Consider the following 17,777-nt stretch of genomic DNA (forward strand, 5'->3'; position numbering starts at 1 on the left):
CAATATACACTCTCAACAAAATCTCAACAATCGAAAAGAGAAGTTGAGAGAGGAACAGCACCCGATTGTTGATTTCTCTTTTGGCGAGTGGTTTGTTGAGAAGATGTTGAGCAAATATCTTTCTGTAAATAAATGTGTTATATAAGCCATTCAACAAATCAACGTTTTTACAATCATCATCAAATCTATAGAATATCATGAACATACAAGAAGTTAAACAAATCAGAATCGCAGACTATCTGCAAAGTTTGGGTTACACGCCCGTCAAGCAACAGGGCAGCAGCTTTTGGTACAAATCACCGCTGAGAGAGGAAACGGACGCATCTTTCAAGGTAAACACAGAACTCAACAAATGGTACGATTTTGGACTTGGCAAGGGCGGTAACATCATCGCATTGGCAGCGGAACTCTACCATACGGAAGATGTAACCTGCCTGTTGAAGCGCATAGAGGAACGGACACCATACATCCGCCCTGCATCGTTTTCTTTTGGCAAGCAGCAATCCGACAACCGCACTTATCGGGTATTAAGAGTTGGCGAGCTGTCATCACCTGCGCTCATTGCCTATCTGCAAGAAAGGGGGATAGACATTGAACTCGCCAAAAGGGAGTGTAAGGAACTGCGGTTTGAGAATGCCGACAAACCCTATTTCGCCATCGGCTTCCCGAATATGGCAAGAGGGTATGAAGTGCGTAATAGATACTTCAAGGGATGTGTCGCCCCGAAGGACATCACCCATATCCGACAGCAAAAAGAGCCACGAACCGTCTGTTATCTTTTCGAGGGCTTCATGGATTATCTCTCGTTCCTGACCATCCGAGTAAAGAACAATCCGCAACACCCACGATTGAATGCACAGGATTACGTCATTCTCAACTCCGTTTCCAACCTCTCGAAAGCGGAAAGCATATTGGCAACCTATACCCGAATCGGCTGTTTCCTTGACAATGACACAGCAGGACGGAACGCATACGCCAACCTGCAACGGATGTTGGGTGACCGCTTGCAGGATATGTCGGTTCACTATGCAGGGTATAATGACTTGAACGAGTACCTGTGCAAAAAACTCTTGTCCCAATCGACAGAGCCGATAAAGGAGGAGAAGCAAGTACAATCCGCAAGGCGGATGATGCAGCCACCGAAAAAGAAAGGGCTGAAAATATAGAGGGGAACAGGTTCGCTTTCCCAAGGGTATTTAGACAGAAATACCATAGCTCAATAGGGCGTTTTCTTCACGCATTACACGGTAATGCTAAAAACTCCCTATCGAGCCAAAGGGAAATCCCTTTGGAAACCCTGAGAGCCAATGCCACAGGCAGAGAATACACTCATAACAATAACCGTAAAAATCAAACTACATGGGATATTTTTCATTGGACATAAAGAAAGCAAAAGGTTCATCGGACACCGTACAATCCGACCATATAGAGAGAAGAATCATACCTAAAAACGCAGACCCGACAAGAACGCATCTGAACAGGGTACTTATAGAATACCCCGATGGCGTTCATGGCAGGGATGAAGCGATTGCCCACAGGCTGAACACGGCAGGCATCAAGCGGAAGATTACACATGACCAAGTCCGTGTAGTCCGAGTGGTTCTGTCGGGAACACATGAGGACATGATGGACATACAGGAAAACGGAAGACTTGACGAATGGTGCAGCGACAGCATCCAATGGCTGCAAGCCACATTCGGCAGGGAGAACGTGGTTGCCGCCCATCTTCACATGGACGAGAAGACACCGCATATCCATGCAGCCATTGTTCCCATCGTGACAGGTGAAAGGCGCAAAGCCAAGAAAGAGCAGGAAGACGGCAAACGGAAGTATCACAAGAAAGCAAATACCGTCCGTTTGTGTGCCGATGACCTGTTCAACCGTCAGACCTTGATTGCGTACCACGACAATTATGCAAGGGTTATGGCTAAATACGGATTACAGCGAGGTGTGCGAGGTTCCGAAGCACGGCACACCACCACGACACAGTATTATCGGGACATACAGAAAAAGAACGCTGCCCTTGATGCAGAAAACAAGCGGTTACAGGAGCAGAAAACCGAAACCGAACAGGAACTCAGACAAGCCAAGAAAGAGGTACAGACCGAGAAACTGAAAGGTGCAGCCACCACCGCAGCGACCAACATAGCTGAAAGTGTCGGTTCTCTTTTCGGGAGCAACAAGGTCAAGACTTTGGAAAGGGAGAACACCGCCCTGTATCGGGAAGTTGCCACCCATGAGGAAACCATTGAGATACTGCAAAACCGCATACACACGATGCAAACCGAGCACAACCGCCAGTTGTTGGAAATACAGCAGAATCACCGTAAGGAGATGGCGGAAAAAAGTGTCAGACACAAAGATGAAGTATCAGGTTTGAAACGCATTATCGAAAAGCTGTGTGCATGGTTTCCTATGGCAAAGGAAATTATGAGAATAGAGAGCCTGTGCCGCCTTGTCGGGTTCAATGAAAGGCAGACCACGACATTGACTTATGGTAAGCCTTTGATATACGAGGGCAAACTTTATTCGGAGGAACATAATCGGAGTTTTACGACAGAAAGAGCAGGCTTTCAAGTGGTGAAAGACCCTGCGGACAAGTCTAAACTGACACTCGTAATCAACCGCCAGCCCATAGGCGAATGGTTCAGGGAACAGTTCGACAGGCTACGGCAGAGCATACGACAGCCAATTCAACCACAAAGGAAAAGTAGAGGAATTACATAAGTAGTTAAAACAGATTGCAATAAGCCTCCGATAATCGTATTTCCCTATCAGAGGCTTATTGCTGTTTAGATTTAGTTACGTTTCATAAATCATGATTTTTGTTTTTGATTGTCGACCTTTCTAAGTTGTGGAAGACATAAGGCTATTATAGCGAGAAGCAGAATAGCCATACCTGAGAACAAAAACCAACGGTTTACCCCGATTTGGTCTGCAAATGCACCCGACACTACCAACCCAAGCGGCATGGCAAACGACATGATGCTGCCAAGAAGTCCGAAAACACGCCCTAAATACTCGGGTTGTATCTGTTCTTGAAATAGCGCGGTCTGTACTCCATTATAGAATGGGGCAGAAAAGCCCATCAACGTACAACATATCGCAAATATCATAAAACCATTGGTTGGTAGCAAGCCGGAAACAGTCAATGACACTCCCACAAGAAAGATAGAGCCGATGATATTTGCCATGCGCTTTTTGAAACCTCCCCATGCGCCCAATAGAAGTCCGCCCAACAACATACCAACTGCAAAAACAATTTCCACCACGGAAGCATGCAAGGTACTTCCCTCGAAATAATTCATACTCATCAGCGGAAATAGCGCATTGATTGGCATATAAATGAACATATTGATTGCTCCTATCCAAAGCAATGTGAAAAGAGCTTTATTTTGTCGTATTGCGTTATAGCCAATGCGCAGTTCGGTGAAAAAGTTTTCTTGCTGCAGCGCTTCAATCGGTTGTTTTGGGATGTGAACCATTGCAACAGTGATACAGGCAATTATTGCTCCGAATACGTCAAGGGCAACCGCAGAATTCAACCCCCATTTTGCATAGAGAAAAGCGGCAATTGCCGGACTTAGGATGAAACTTGCCGATTGGATGGACTGGGTGTAGCCGGCACATTTGACTAACTGTTCTTCAGGCACTAAAAGAGGTGTTACCGCACTTAACGCAGGGGAATGGAATGCAGTGCCAACGCTTCTAATGAAGAGGATGAGCATTACTATCCATACAGGTAGTTCCGCTGACAGGGAAATTACGGTAAGTACCAGTCCAGCACAAGCTATGATGACATCTGCACCAATCATGACCATTTTCCGGTTCCAGCGGTCAACAAGTACTCCGATTGCAGAACCTAAAACCGCTTGAGGTAGAAACCCAACCAAGGTCGCCATTGACAACACCATCGCAGACCCTGTTGTATTTGTCAGATGCCAGATGATGGCCATTTGAAGAACCCCACTTGTTATCAGGGACACAGCTTGCCCCGCCCATATTGTATAGAAATCTTGTTTCCAATTTCTGATTTTTTCCATTTGAATTTTTCCTTTTATCTTTTGAATGTTTCTTGATTTTATAGCACAAAAAATCTCTCGACAAGCCTGAAATAGCATGCCGGATTACAAAGACAATGACATTCAAATCGAATTAATTAGATTTGAATGTGGAAAAATTACCAAGGTTTATGATATGCAATATTAACGGTGTTTTTACCTGTTAATATTGTACAATTGTTCATAATCATATTGAAAACCACTATATATGTTGCGACTTATCTTAATTGGGATGGTATTATATGCACACCGAATCCGCTGCAAAGTTACAATAAATTATTCGATTTTTGCACTAACTAAAGTAAAGAATTTCAATGCTTCCTGAATTTTGCCTTTCCTTTTTTATCCAAATCTGCAAAAAATAACGGCATAAGCAAATAGGTATATATCGAAAGGCAAAAAATGGCGAATACTGTTTGTATTGGATACTATATCAAAGATTTGTCGTATCTTTGCACCTGAAAGAGTTATTTGATAGTAAAACACCGCAAAACGCTGAAAATCGCACGGTTTCCTAGTCGTTACCATTACTTTTCAGATACTCCGTTAAATGTTTATTCATCAAACGGTTAGACGAAACCGTTCAGAATTTAAAATAAATTTTATAGCAAGTGTATGATAATTTATTAGTTAAGTCCCTACTGCCATAGGGTATGGCGCCTCCGGCGAAGTGATTCGACGGAGGCGTTTCTTTTTTTTTTGATAGTCGTAATAGCTTGTATAATAGATGTATGGCTGCGCTTCTCAGGCCAAAAGTATTCGAGAAATCATTTTTTTTCATTTCTCCAGTAGGGGGAAAATGGATTCGATGCGTTATCCTATCGAATCGCCTTCCACCAGAGTGGAGACAGAGGCGGACGAAATGAAATAATCCATTAAAATGAATTTGTAAATGAGAAGAATATTACTTACTTTAATTGTAACTGTTATCTGGCCGATTACCGGGGCAAAGATTCCAACACCTGGACTTTGAATAAATCGTGGGAGTGGGTCGATTTGAGCCCGCTGGGAAGAGTCGCTTCGCTTTACTTCACGTTGGAGTCGAGCAATCAAGGCAAGCATGGCCCCAAGACCCCGACCTACTTTTGCCTCGACCGTCTTACGGTTCTGACTGCGCCCTCGTCGGTCGAAGAGGCTGTGGCTCCTGCCGTCAAAGCCTATTACGACCGTGCGGCCGGGGTAGTGCGGGTAGAGTCCGATCGTCGGGTCGACGCCACACTTTACAGCCTGAGCGGAACTCCGGTTGTGACTCAGCCGATAGATGGTACTGCAACTATCGATATGACAGCCTATCCTTCGGGTGTTTACGTAATACGCTGTGGCGAGTACAGAGTGAAGATTGTAAAGTGACTTCTATAAAAAGTGTATGATGATTATTGTTAGCTAAGTCTCTACTGCTACAGTGAATGGTGCCTCCGGCGAAGTGATTCGACGGGGGTGCTCCCTTTTAAAGGGGCAGGCCTTCCCGGGGATTGAGCAGGAGCAGGATTTGTGCGATGATATGCTGTTTCCATTGAGGCAGAAACCGGGCATACTCCTCGGGATTGTCGTGGAAAAAGAGCTTTTTCGAAAGGTTGCGGCTGAGGAACGGGAAGGTAATCTGGCTGTAAAAGGTCATAAAGAGGAACTGCATCGGTACCTTTTCGAGATGGTTCTTGTCAATCTCCTGCTTGAGCAGCTCGCCGATGTGGCTCAGGTACTGGTCGAACTTCAGGATGTAGAAGGTATCGATGAGGTGATTGACGTCGCGGTGAATCTCGCCGACGATAAATTTGGGTAGCGAGGGGTTGGCCGTGAAGATGTCGAAATAGATGTCGATAATCTCTTCCAGTTTCTTTTCGAATGGTTTGTCTTGCGAAAAAATGGCATCGATATGGGGCAGGAAATTGCTCACAATCGAGGCAAAGACCGCCTGGAACATTTTGTCTTTTGTCCTGAAGTAGTAGTGCAGCGTGGGGCGGTTTATTCCCACGACGGCCGCGATGTCGCTCATCGAGGTTTGCTCGAATCCTTTTTCGATAAACTCCTGTTTGGCCGCTTCGATAATGCGGGTTTCTATATTTTCGGTTGCTCCGCTTTTGGGGACGGTATGTGTCGGTTGGGTTTTCATGGTTGTTAGGCTCTTAAGTGGTGGGTGAAAAGCAACAATCGGTTGGTTACATTCACGCTGCTTACACCGCTGTCAAAATCCAAAGATAATAAATTTAATTCAGGATAGAGCATGCGCAGTCTCTTTTCGATGCCTTTCGATACAATGTGGTTGGCAATGCAGCCGAAAGGTTGTAGCGAAATGACATTGTGAATGCCCTGTTTCGTAAACTCGATGATCTCGGCCGGGAGCAGCCACCCCTCGCCGAACTGGGCGGCACCCGATACTACGCCTCGGGTGTTTGCAGCCTCTTCGTAGATGTCGCTGAAGGGGACGAAGTAGCGGAACTCCGAGCCCGTGCGGTTGAACTGCGCTATCCGTTTGTCGATGAGCCGATAGGCCATCCGGGAGAGGAAGTGGGGGATGTGCTGCTTCGACAGGTACATCGACTCCTTGTTGTCCCGGTTGACGAATCCCTGCATGAAGAAGGGCAACAGCAGCGGCGGGGCAACCTCGATGCCCTGTTCGGTAAGGACGCGGACCACGTGCTGGTGGGCAAAGGAGTTGAACTTCAGGAAAATCTCGCCCACTACGCCTACGCGGGGGCACGTTTTGTCGAGGCAGATGCCGTTGAAATCCCGGGCGGCCCGGGCTGCATATTCGACCAGCAGAGACGGCGTGTTGTCGAGGATAGGCTTCTCGGCCATGGCCAGATATTGGTCGCGCAGACGGGCTGCGGCTCCCGGCTCCCGTTCCCGTACGACCGAGGCGTGGTAGAACTTGGAGATGGTATCGGTGTAGAGCAGGGCATTGAGGGCTACCGACAGTATCTTGCCCCACTTCAGTTCGAATCCCTCTTGTTCGTTTACGGCCTTTCGTCCCAGCCCCAGCGTGACGACCGGCACATGGCCGAACCCGGCATCGAGCATGGCCCGCTTGATAAGGGCCAGGTAGTTGGTGGCGCGGCACTGTCCACCGGTTTGGGTGATGGCTACGGCCGTGTGGTCGAGGTCGTATCGCCCCGATTCCAGTGCCTTGATGATGTCGCCCACGATGAGGGTGGCCGGGTAGCAAACCTCGTTGTTGGCATATTTCAATCCCGTCTCGGCCGAAGCGGCATCGCTCGGAGGCAGCACTTCGACGTCGTATCCCGACAGTTTGAAAAGCGGTACCAGCATGGGTGTGATGTACTCCGACATGAAGGGGGCGATGATTTTTCGACGGCGGTCGCTCTTGTGGAATACCTGGGTCGTGCGGAATGCTTCGGTCGTGACGGGGCGATTGTTTTGTCGCAGGCTCTCGACCAGCGAGCGTACCCGCAGTTTCAGGGAGCCTATGTTGTTCACGTCGTCGATTTTCAACAGGGTGAATGGCTTGCCGTTGCGGTGCAGGATGTCGCGGATTTCGTCGAGCAGGAACGCGTCGGGGCCGCAGCCGAAGGAGGTCATCTGCACGAAGTGAATATCGTTACCTTGTCGGGCCACCCATTCGGCGGCCTTCAAGATGCGGTTCATGTAGGCCCACTGTTTGACGAGGTAGGTGTCGTGGGTATCGATTCCGTCATCTCCCCGCACGATGTCGTCGGAGATGACATTCACCCCCAGGTTGGCAATCATCTCGGAGAGTTTGTGCTGTACGAGCGGGTCGGTGTGGTAGGGGCGCCCGGCCAGTAGAATGACAGGTTCGCCCTTCTGCCGGCTCTCCCGTACGATGGCTTCGGCCTTTTGTCGGATGTCGATGGTGTATTGTCGCTGGGCTTGCCAGGCCTGCTTCACCGCTTCGCGGGCCTGTTCGTGCGGGATACCCAGTGTAGCCAGGTAGCGGGTGCACTGCTTGGTGAGCAGGTCGATGTCGGCAAAGGTGATAGCCGGCGAGTCGACCGGTATGTCGGGCGACATGGCACTGCGTATCACGTCGGAATATCCGGCTACGATGGGGCAGGTATAGCTGTTCGACATCTTTTCGTCGCTCTCGTGTTCGTAGACAACATAAGGGAGGAATATGCGGTCGACCTTCTTTTGTACGAGATTCTGGATGTGGCTGTGCACCAGTTTGGCCGGGAAACAGATGTTGTCGGACATGACCGTGTGCAGTGCCTTTTCGTAGCTGACGAAAGTCGACAGGTCGGAGAGCACGACCCGGATGCCGCAACGGGTGAAGAGGGCGTGCCAGAAGGGATAGTTCTCGTAGAGATTGAGTACCCGGGGAATCCCCACGACCGGCGAGCCCTGTTCGGGAGTCGCCCGGTCGAAAAGCAACCGGTACTTGTAGGGGTAGATGTTCTGGCCGGGATTTTCGCTTTCGCCCCGGTTGGTGAATATCCGTTCGCATTTGTTTCCCGAGTAGAAGGTGTTGCCGTTGGGGAAGGTGTAGCGGCATACGAAGCAACGGTTTTCGCAACCGCCGCACTGAATCTGACGACTGGTGTAGCCGGTCGAGGCAAGCAGCGAGTCGAGTGTGCGGGGTGCCGACTGCCGTTCCAGCGCCTGAAGGGCACAACCATAGGCCCCCATCAGTTCGGGGTGGTTGCTTCGGGCTACCTGTCGGCCGGTTTCCAGTTCGAAGGCCCGCACGATAGCGTCGTTGTGCATGGTGCCTCCCTGCACGACAAGGGTATCGCCCAGCTCTTTGCTGTGCTTCAGTTTCAGTACCTTGTAGAGGCAGTTTTTTACGACCGAGTAGGAGAGGCCTGCGGCAATGTCGGCAATAGTGGCCCCTTCGCGCAGTACCTGTTTGATTTTCGAATTCATAAATACCGTGCAGCGGGTCCCCAAATCGCAAGGTCGCGAGGCGGTGCAGGCGGCTTGGGCAAAGTCGGAAACCTTGTAGCCGAGCGTGCGGGCGAAGGTCTCGATGAACGAACCGCATCCCGACGAACAGGCTTCGTTCAGCTCCATGCGGATGATGGCTCCTTGCTTGACAAAGATGGCCTTCATGTCTTGCCCGCCGATGTCGAGGATAAAACTTACCTCGGGCTCCATCTGCCGCGCAGCCTTGTAGTGGGCCATGGTCTCGATCATGCTCCCGTCGAGGGCAAAGGCCGCCTTGATAAGCTCTTCGCCATAGCCGGTCGAGCACGAGCCGATGATGTCGAGTCGGGTCTGCCGGTCGTCGCACTGTTTCTTCAGTTCGGCGAGTCCCTGGCGAACCGCCTCGATGGGGTTGCCCAGATTGGGGGCGTAGTGGGTGAAGAGGATAGCTCCGTCGGGGGCCACGGCTACAATCTTTGTCGTGGTAGAGCCCGAATCGATGCCGAGTACTGCCTGCTGGTGTCCCGGTGCAAGCGGCCGTGAGGGCCAGTTGTAGCGGGCCTTCTCGGCTTGCCATCGCTCATACTCTTGAGCCGAAGCAAAGAGGGGAGGCAAAGAGGCCTGGCGGGGTGTGTCGTTGTGCCGGGCGATGGCTTGTGACAGGCGCGAAAGCGAGGTGACTTGGTTCTCATCGGCACACAAGGCGCATCCCAGAGCTGGCAGCAAGTTGCCTCCGGCCGGGAGGATGAAGTCGCTCTCGGCAATTTGCAGGTAGTCGGCAAAGGCCTTGCGCAGGGCCGGGATAAAGGTGAGTGGGCCTCCGCACAACAGGATGGGCGGGCGGAAGGTCCATCCCCGCGACAGTGTGACAATCGTCTGCACGGCTACGGCATGGAAAATTGAGGCGGCAATGTCGGCGAGAGGGACGTTGCGACTGACCAGGTTTTGGATGTCGGTTTTCGAAAATACACCGCATCGGGCAGCGATGGGATGGATGTGATCGGCCTGCAGGGCCAGTTCATTCAATCGCTCGATGCTCACGCCCAACAATACAGCCATTTGGTCTATGAAGGCTCCCGTGCCGCCGGCACAGTTCCCGTTCATGCGCAGGTCGATATTCTCGCCTTGAAAGAGGACTACCTTGGCATCCTCTCCACCGATGTCGATCAAGGCCGAGGCTTCGGGGTATCTCTCCTGAGCGTACCGGGTGGCGGCTACCACCTCCTGTACAAACCCGGCCTGCAACTGTTCGGCCGTGCCCATACCTACCGAGCCGGTGACGGCGATGGCCGTAGTCACGTCGCCCAGTTGCTCGCGGGCTTCGCGAAAGTAGGTTTCGAGCAATCGGTTTACTTGAGCGTTGTGCCGTTCGTAACGCGAGAATACTACCTGTCCGTGGTTGTCGAGAATCACCATCTTGGCGGTCGTAGAGCCAACGTCTAACCCTGTTCTGTAATAGTTGGTCGCTTGCATGAGTCGATGATTTGAAGTCAAAAAAATAATTTGTCTTATATGTCTGACTATACTGTCAGACGCAAATGTAGAGATTATTCTTTGACCTTGGAACTCTTGTTAAATTTTTTTGGCTTTTCGGGTAGGACGCGGCTCTTTCTTCATTTGTTCGGATTTTCTGTTCGAAGATTCTGATTTAACACAATTTGGTTATAACTCCTCTTGAATTAACACAATTGATGCACTATTTCCTATATATTTGCGGCAGGTTACTAACAGAAAACAAAAGAGAAAGTTATGATTTATGTCTTGTTCATAGTCATTGCGTTGGTGAGCTTCGCCGTACAGCGTACGTTGCAGAGCAAATTCGAACGCTATTCGCAAGTGCCTATTCCCTATGGACTTACCGGTCGCGATATTGCCATGCGTATGTTGCAGGAGAATGGCATCAATAATGTCACGGTGACACAGATCGACGGTCGCCTGACCGACCACTACAACCCTACGACCCACACGGTCAACCTCAGCCGCGAGGTCTACTACGGCAACAGCGTGGCTGCTGCGGCTGTAGCTGCTCACGAGTGTGGCCATGCGGTACAGCATGCCCGAGCCTATTCGTTCCTGACGTTGCGCTCGGCTCTGGTTCCGTTTGTCAGCTTTGCTTCAAACTGGGTACAATGGATTTTGCTGATTGGTATCTTCACCATACAGGTGATGCCTCAGATTATGCTTGTAGGTATCATTTTGTTTGCTGCCACTACGTTGTTCAGTTTCATTACGTTGCCGGTCGAAATCAATGCCAGTCAGCGGGCTTTGGCGTGGTTGAATCAGGCCGGTGTGACCGATGCCACGACTCACGACAAGGCACAAGATGCCCTCAAGTGGGCCGCCTACACCTATGTAGTAGCTGCTCTGGGATCGTTGGCTACGCTGGTGTACTACATTCTCATTTTTGTGGGAGGTCGTCGCGACGAGTAAGGAACGATACCATACCGTTTGAGCCGATAGATGTACAAGCCGTTGCTCCGTGTGGGCAGCGGCTTTTTTTTAAAAGATATAAAAGTAAAAGCTTTTTTGGTAAATATGAGCAATTTGCCTACTTTTGCGATAGTTTTTGTTTAAGGTCTAATTTTTTTGAATGGAATCGTTGGCAAAGTGCTTCGGGTGAAGTCTGCCGGCGAGACGGGTCCTTGATCGACCCGATAGAACGTATGAAGAAATATTGGTATAAGATTGTGTGGATAGCGTGTGCTATCCTATGTACTCAATTTGTCAATGCACAGCGCGTAGCGCTTAAGAGTAATGTAATCGACTGGGCCACACTGTCGCCCAACCTGGCACTGGAGATGCGGCTCAACAGTCGGCTGACCCTCGATATTAGTGCCACGGCCAATCCGTTTACGTTTTCCGTTGCCGACGTAAAGGCCACACATGCCCGATTGCAACCCGAGTTGCGCTATTGGTTCAACCGTCCCATGGCCCGCCATTTCGTGGGCCTTAGCTTTCTGGGCGGGTTGTACAACATGAACATCAGGCAACATCTGTATCAGGGCGATATATGGGGCGCCGGGCTGTCGTATGGCTATGCGTTCGTATTGAGTAGGCACTGGAACCTCGAGGCTACGCTCGGTGTGGGTATGGCCCGGTTGCGGGCGTTCGATTATCGCGAAGGCGAGGAGAAACCCGCTACGCCCAACTTGCGCAAATGGTCGCCGATTCCCATTCGGCTGGGCCTTTCGTTTTCCTATATATTCAAGTGATAATAATTTGTGATTATGCTGATAAATAGATTACGCTCCTGCTGGGTGGCAGGCGCTTTGATTGGGGCTGCACTGCTGCCGCTGTGGGCTCGCGACATCAATGTGCGGGGAACGGTCACCAATATCGAGGGTGAGCCGCTCTACCGGGTGAGCATCTTCAACGCCGCTACCAACAAGCTGGTGGGGGCTACCAATGAGGATGGCAAGTATTTGGTGAAAATCGATTCGGAGGGCGATTTGCTCTTCTCGTCGCTGGGATATGAAGAGAAACAAGTAGCCGTGCGTGGCGAACTGACCATCGATGTCGAACTCGAACCTTCGGCCGTGGCGCTGAACGAGGTGGTGGTCTCGGCCAAACGCATCGTCGACAAGGTGGTGCCCGAGCCTACCGATATCGAGGTGAAGGGCAACTACTTCCATGTGAAGACCCGGGTGAAGATTCCCCGCGAACTCTTCACGACCGATGCCCGCATGATTATACAACCGGGTATCTACAATGTCTCTCGCGGGCAGATGGTCTTTCTCAAACCGGTAGTTTTCGACGGCAAGGAGTATGCCATCACGCAAGAGCGCATGTACGACTACGACACCCGGCAAGACCCCTTGTCGCAATATGTGCAGATAAAAACTACCTCGTCGCGCAAGGACGACTGGGTGGGCTACAACGACTCGACCTATGTCGAGAACCCCAACGACGACTTCCGTTGCGACATGATGGTGGCGATGGAGAACTACAACCGGGTGCTCTACCGCGATACCTTTGTGATTGCCCGCGGCGTGGTCAACCCGCTGCGGTTCCTCGAGTACGACATTCCCGGCAGTGCGGTGAAGAACGAGCGCTTTTTCCCGCAACCCGAGATGCAGTTGCGCGATACCCGGGGCGATGTGAATCTGACTTTCCGGGTCAACCAGAGCCGGCTCAACCTCGACGACGGCAACAACCGCGAGGAGATGCAACGGCTGGTAGCCCGCCTGCGCGAGGTCGAGAACGACCCCAATGCCCGGCTGAAGAGCTTCTCCATTGCGGGAACGGCTTCGCCCGACGGTAGTTACGAAAAGAACCTGAAGTTGGCCGGGCAGCGTATGTCGTCGGCCATGGATTGGGTGTTGAAAGAGCTGAACGAGTCGACTCGTCGGCAACTCGATATAAGTACCGATGCCGCGGTAGAGCCCTGGAGCCGGGTGGTCGAACTGCTTCGGGCCGACGGCAAGAACCAGGAGGCCGACGCCATACAGGCCATTATCGACCAATACCCCGACAATCCCAACCGGCAGTGGCGCAAGGTGGTGTCGCTGCCCTTCTATCGTCCGCTCATTACGGGCACCTATTTGCCGCAGTTGCGTCGGGTCAGCTACGAACTGCTCTTCTCGCAGTATCGCTACCTCACCGACGAAGAGATAAGGACTCTGTATCGGACCAACAGTGCCGAGCTCACCCGCAACGAGTTCTGGCGGTTGTACAACCAGGCCGGTTCGGCCGACGAGCGCGAGGCGATATGCCGGCGGGCTCTCGAGGTCTATCCGAAGTTCCTGGTAGCTGCCACCGACCTGGCAGCCCTCCTTATCGAGAAGGGTAAGCCCGATGCCGAGTTGCTCGTCCCCTATCTGAGTTTGCCCGAGTTGCCCGATGAAACCCGGCTCAACCAGGTAGTCGCCTGGATGGCGGTCGGCAAGTTCGGTCAGGCCGATTCGTTGGCCGCCGATTTGCCCGATACCGGGGTCTATCACAAGGCCAGGGTGTATGCGGCGGCTTTGAACGGCAGGTACAGCGAGGTGATACAGGAGGTTTCGGCCGATTCGCCCTTCAACGAAGTGTTGATGTTGCTGGCCATCAAAGCCAACGACCAGGCCTGGGAGAAGGCCAAGCTGTTGGGTAACTCGGCCCGCGAGAACTACATCAAGGCCGTTGCGGCCAATCGTGTCGACGAAGTGGTGCTCGCACTCTCGTATCTGGAAAGTGCGTTCAAGAAAGACCCGTCGCTGCGCGATGTGGCCAGCATCGATGGCGATGTGCTGGAATTGTTGCAACAACATGATGATGAGGAGTAAGTATGAAAAGGAAAAATTCGAAATACAGTATGCGTGGTTGTAAAGGGGCAGTAAGGTGTGCCTGCCTGTTGATGGTGCTGTGTGCGTGGAGCGCGTCGGCCCAGACACAGGAGGCTGCGAACAACGATACGACCCAGTTCAACGGATTGAATTACATGTTACAGCGTCCGGCCAGAAACGAGCGCTTTGCCCGGAAAAAGTTTGGCGACCACCTCTTCTTTACGGGCGAGGCGGGAGTCACTGCCGTCCGCTCGGCCGGGACTCTCTTTTCTACGCCGGGGTTGGGGCTGCGTAGCGGTCTCACGGTGGGCGACTGGTTCACCCCCGTACATGGTGTGCGGCTGGGGCTGAATGCCGGGTTGCACAATGGACTGGGCGAGGTCAACCCCTATTTTGCCGGACTCTCGGCCGACTATCTGATGAATCTCTCGGCCTTGTTGCACAAAGACAATGCGTCGCGCATCTTCGAGCTGATAGGGGTAGCCGGCGGTGAATATCAACTGTTGTACCGCCGGGGCAACTGGAACCACGGCGGAGGTTTCAGACTGGGTATGCAGACGCGCTTCAACTTCTCGCCGCTCACCTTCTTCTACCTCGAGCCGCGGGTAGGTATCTATACCGACGGCATCGACGGCATCTCTACCTGGATGCGATACGACTGGGAGGCCTCGCTCATGGCCGGTCTGGGGTATCGGTTGCTCTCGGCGCCGGTACGTCGGCACGAATCGTTCTGGGGGGCTAATCAAGGTCTCTTCTTCTCGTTGGCAGGTGGTCTGTCGTCGACCTTGACCAGTTCGTTGAATCCGTTGCTCGACTCGGGTTATACTGCCATGGTGTCGATTGGCGAACAGTTCACGCCGGTATCGTCGCTGCGCTTGTCGGGGACGGTCCGTTATCTGAAAACCGACCGGAATACCCATAAGGCATCGGTAGGAGCCCAGCTCGATTACCTCTTCAACATGCACGCCCTCTTCGGTGGATATAACCCTGGTCGGGTGTTCGAGATGTCGGGCCTTTTGGGAGCTGGTTATAACAAGGTGGCTGTCGATGAAAAGCTCCAGAGTCGCTGGAGTGTGGGGGCCGGTTTGCACGGCGAGTTCCGCTTGTCTGGAAATCTGGGCCTGTTCATAGAGCCTCGGGTCGATGTCTTTGCCAACGGAGCCTGGGGCGACCACCTGAGTGCGGTAGACCCGTTGGCTTCGGTATGGGCCGGACTTACCTATCGGCCGGTTTCGCCTGCAATCAATCGCTCGACCATCGAGCAAGACCCGTTCGACTTGCCTCGGAGCATCGGCGACCTCTACCTGACGATAGGCGGTGGCTTTGCCAGTGTGCTCAATACCTCAATCTCCGACCCGTTACCCAACAAGGGTTATCGCCTGTTCGGCGGTATAGGCACCTGGTGGAATCCGGTTTCGGGCGTGCGGTTGCTGGCCAATTTCTCGTCGCTCGATGCCCGCTTTACGACGCACCACACGTGGGCCGTGGGTGGTCAGCTTGACTATCTGTTCAACCTGACTAACCTCTTCTATGGTTATGATCGCAGCCGCCTCTTCTCGCTGAGTGGGGTGGCCGGTCTCAATTACGATTTTGTATCGTCGGAGGGCTATTTCCAGCACAGCGTGGGTGCAGGTGTAGGTCTGCAAGGTCTCTTCCGGCTCAACGATATGTTTGGCTTGTTCATCGAGCCCCGTCTGATTGTAGGGCAGGATAACCGTTGGGAACAGCAGCTTATCTCGAGCATCGATGTCGTGCCCACGATTACGGCCGGTCTCACCTATTCGCTCTATGGCTACGGGCGCACACATGGTACGATGGAGAAGGCCCAGGAGTTTCGCCACGAAAACTTCGTAGACCATATATTTTACGGAGCGGGCGTAGGTGTTGCCGGTATTATGCACCGCAATTTGGTTTTTCATCCGCTCGACCGCATCGGGCCCATGGCTTCGGCCTATGTGGGCAAATGGTTTACGGGGGCATCGGGTGTGCGGCTCTCGGCCGGTGCCGGTGCTTATCGCGACTCCGAAATCGGGTATCGCAAGTTCGGGCTCGTGCAACTCGATTATCTGTGGAATATCAATTCGACCCTTTACGGCTATAACCCGTCGCGCATCTTCGAGACTCACCTGGGGGTAGGTGCCGTGCTCTCTTATGCTACCGGCAACCACACGGGATTCTACCCCGGAGCCGCCCTGAGTCTGCAAGGGTTGTGGAATGTCGGTTCGGGTATCGGCTTGTTCGTCGAGCCTCAACTGCGGGTATTCGGGAAGAACTATTCGCGCGAAGGCATGGCCAGTTTGCCGATTGACATGCTCACCTCGGTGAACGTGGGCCTTCAATACAGGCTCAACCACTACGACTACCAGGCCAATCATGCCGCCTACGATACCGACAACAAATATTTCGTGTCGGTAGGCTATACGGGTCGCTGGCTCCGGAAGTCGGGCCTGCAGTTCTCTCCGGGTTATGGAGCCACCCTCTCGCTGGGTAAGTGGTATACTCCGCTGTCGGCCTGGCGTTTGGGCTTGGACTACGGCTACTATCGCACCCAACCGCAATATATGGCCTTGTCGCTCTCGGCCGACTATCTGTTCAATCTCTCGGCCTTTACCGTGGGGTATAACCCCGACCGCTTCTTCGACCTGCTGGTATTGGGTGGTGTGTATGGCGGCGTGGGCAATTGCCGGAAACAGAACGAATTTGTGTATGGAGCCCGGGCCGGCGTTCAGGGACGGTTCAACCTCTCGTCGGGGATAGACCTGTTTGTCGAGCCGCAACTCGTGGCTTCGCACCTGCCTCACACCTATGGCAGTGTCGATACCGAAGCCCGCGTGCTGGTGGGCCTCAACTACAAGCTGGGCCGCAATGCGGTAGAGGGTGGCCGTCGTGCTCCCGACCGCAACACCTTTGTATCGGTATCGGTAGGCCCTTCGCTCTTCAGCGAAACGATATTGATGGACCGTTACCGCAAGGTGTCGGTCGCTACCGACATTGCACTGGGTCGTTGGTTTACGGCCGCATCGGGTGTATCGGTAGGGTTGGGCTATGACTTCATTACCCCGAGAACTTCGCCTACACTCAACGTAGGGACGCTCCATGCCGACTATCTGCTCAACCTCTCGTCGCTACTCGAGCCCGACCCCGATCGTCGGTTCCACTTGATTGCCTCGTTGGGTACCGGTCTGGGCTGGAGCAACTACAACCGCGATGGCGGTATAGGCTGGGTGGCTCGCGGTGCCGCTCAGTTGCGCTGGAACGTATCGCGCACGCTCGACCTCTTTGTGGAGCCTTCGATGACCCTCTGGGACGATAAGCTGTTCGAAACCAACACTCACCACTTTATCGGCGTAGGCCGGGTTTCGGTAGGAACCGCCTATCGGTTTTGACGCACGACTATGATATTGCAGGCACCCGACTCTCGAGCGTGAGTCGGGTGCCTGCGTTTTTCAGAGGTCGTGGCCAGGGATACCTGTCGTCGGCTTTCGGGGCAGGATACTCGGAAGGGGGGGGGTGAATACCGGCTTTTTTTTCAAGGATAAAGAACCAACTATATCGCGGAGTATGTGCGCTATATCACTTTTTTGCATTATCTTTGCTCGGTAAAAAAGCGAAGGCA

At 52.5% G+C, this 17,777-nt stretch carries 10 protein-coding genes; 7 read left to right on the top strand and 3 right to left on the bottom strand.

The features are described from left to right. Positions 1–197 precede the first annotated feature (197 nt). Both ABGT88_RS02600 and mobV read left to right on the top strand, forming a co-directional pair. Complete coding sequence (locus ABGT88_RS02600; protein WP_016564201.1) at positions 198–1,166, top strand: toprim domain-containing protein; 969 nt, start codon at positions 198–200, stop codon at positions 1,164–1,166. 193 nt (positions 1,167–1,359) lie between these two features. After that, entirely contained in the window at positions 1,360–2,727 is a 1,368-nt protein-coding gene (gene mobV, locus ABGT88_RS02605; RefSeq protein ID WP_022508104.1) for a MobV family relaxase, read from the top strand. Between the two features lie 89 nt (positions 2,728–2,816). Here mobV and ABGT88_RS02610 read toward each other — a convergent pair whose 3' ends face one another. Further along, complete coding sequence (locus tag ABGT88_RS02610) at positions 2,817–4,043, bottom strand: MFS transporter (protein ID WP_064975453.1); 1,227 nt, start codon at positions 4,041–4,043, stop codon at positions 2,817–2,819. 921 nt (positions 4,044–4,964) lie between these two features. Here ABGT88_RS02610 and ABGT88_RS02615 point away from each other — a divergent pair. Further along, complete coding sequence (locus ABGT88_RS02615) at positions 4,965–5,411, top strand: DUF4465 domain-containing protein (RefSeq protein ID WP_346702809.1); 447 nt, start codon at positions 4,965–4,967, stop codon at positions 5,409–5,411. 97 nt (positions 5,412–5,508) lie between these two features. Here ABGT88_RS02615 and ABGT88_RS02620 read toward each other — a convergent pair whose 3' ends face one another. Both ABGT88_RS02620 and ABGT88_RS02625 read right to left on the bottom strand, forming a co-directional pair. Continuing rightward, positions 5,509–6,171, bottom strand: coding sequence for a TetR/AcrR family transcriptional regulator (locus ABGT88_RS02620; RefSeq protein ID WP_087408765.1), 663 nt, complete (start codon positions 6,169–6,171; stop codon positions 5,509–5,511). Between the two features lie 5 nt (positions 6,172–6,176). Continuing rightward, a complete protein-coding gene (locus ABGT88_RS02625; RefSeq protein ID WP_346700256.1) occupies positions 6,177–10,373 on the bottom strand; it encodes an acyl-CoA dehydratase activase-related protein in 4,197 nt (1,398 codons plus the stop codon). Between the two features lie 276 nt (positions 10,374–10,649). Between ABGT88_RS02625 and ABGT88_RS02630 the strand changes: the two genes are divergently transcribed. The 4 genes from ABGT88_RS02630 to ABGT88_RS02645 all read left to right on the top strand — a co-directional run bounded on the left by ABGT88_RS02630 (position 10,650) and on the right by ABGT88_RS02645 (position 17,547). Then, the gene (locus ABGT88_RS02630) at positions 10,650–11,330 is read left to right on the top strand and encodes a zinc metallopeptidase (protein ID WP_087408763.1); all 681 of its coding nucleotides are present in this window, start codon (positions 10,650–10,652) and stop codon (positions 11,328–11,330) included. 233 nt (positions 11,331–11,563) lie between these two features. Further along, a complete protein-coding gene (locus ABGT88_RS02635; protein ID WP_143240939.1) occupies positions 11,564–12,112 on the top strand; it encodes a DUF3575 domain-containing protein in 549 nt (182 codons plus the stop codon). A 15-nt stretch (positions 12,113–12,127) separates the two neighbouring features. Then, positions 12,128–14,161, top strand: coding sequence for a carboxypeptidase-like regulatory domain-containing protein (locus ABGT88_RS02640; protein ID WP_298662923.1), 2,034 nt, complete (start codon positions 12,128–12,130; stop codon positions 14,159–14,161). A gap of 2 nt (positions 14,162–14,163) precedes the next feature. Continuing rightward, positions 14,164–17,547 (top strand): hypothetical protein, encoded by a 3,384-nt coding sequence (locus tag ABGT88_RS02645; RefSeq protein ID WP_346700259.1) that lies wholly within the window; start codon positions 14,164–14,166, stop codon positions 17,545–17,547. Positions 17,548–17,777: the final 230 nt, after the last annotated feature.

Origin of the sequence: Barnesiella sp. An22 (assembly GCF_963931395.1) — a bacterium.
In the GTDB taxonomy this organism is placed as follows: Bacteria; Bacteroidota; Bacteroidia; order Bacteroidales; family Barnesiellaceae; genus Barnesiella; species Barnesiella merdigallinarum.

What these genes read in the sequence shown, in the direction of transcription:
- mobV (WP_022508104.1), top strand. Translation starts at nt 1,360, where the DNA reads ATGGGATATTTTTCATTGGACATAAAGAAAGCAAAAGGTTCATCGGAC.
- ABGT88_RS02610 (WP_064975453.1), bottom strand. Translation starts at nt 4,043, where the DNA reads ATGGAAAAAATCAGAAATTGGAAACAAGATTTCTATACAATATGGGCG.
- ABGT88_RS02625 (WP_346700256.1), bottom strand. Translation starts at nt 10,373, where the DNA reads ATGCAAGCGACCAACTATTACAGAACAGGGTTAGACGTTGGCTCTACG.
- ABGT88_RS02620 (WP_087408765.1), bottom strand. Translation starts at nt 6,171, where the DNA reads ATGAAAACCCAACCGACACATACCGTCCCCAAAAGCGGAGCAACCGAA.
- ABGT88_RS02600 (WP_016564201.1), top strand. Translation starts at nt 198, where the DNA reads ATGAACATACAAGAAGTTAAACAAATCAGAATCGCAGACTATCTGCAA.
- ABGT88_RS02630 (WP_087408763.1), top strand. Translation starts at nt 10,650, where the DNA reads ATGATTTATGTCTTGTTCATAGTCATTGCGTTGGTGAGCTTCGCCGTA.
- ABGT88_RS02645 (WP_346700259.1), top strand. Translation starts at nt 14,164, where the DNA reads ATGAAAAGGAAAAATTCGAAATACAGTATGCGTGGTTGTAAAGGGGCA.
- ABGT88_RS02640 (WP_298662923.1), top strand. Translation starts at nt 12,128, where the DNA reads ATGCTGATAAATAGATTACGCTCCTGCTGGGTGGCAGGCGCTTTGATT.
- ABGT88_RS02635 (WP_143240939.1), top strand. Translation starts at nt 11,564, where the DNA reads ATGAAGAAATATTGGTATAAGATTGTGTGGATAGCGTGTGCTATCCTA.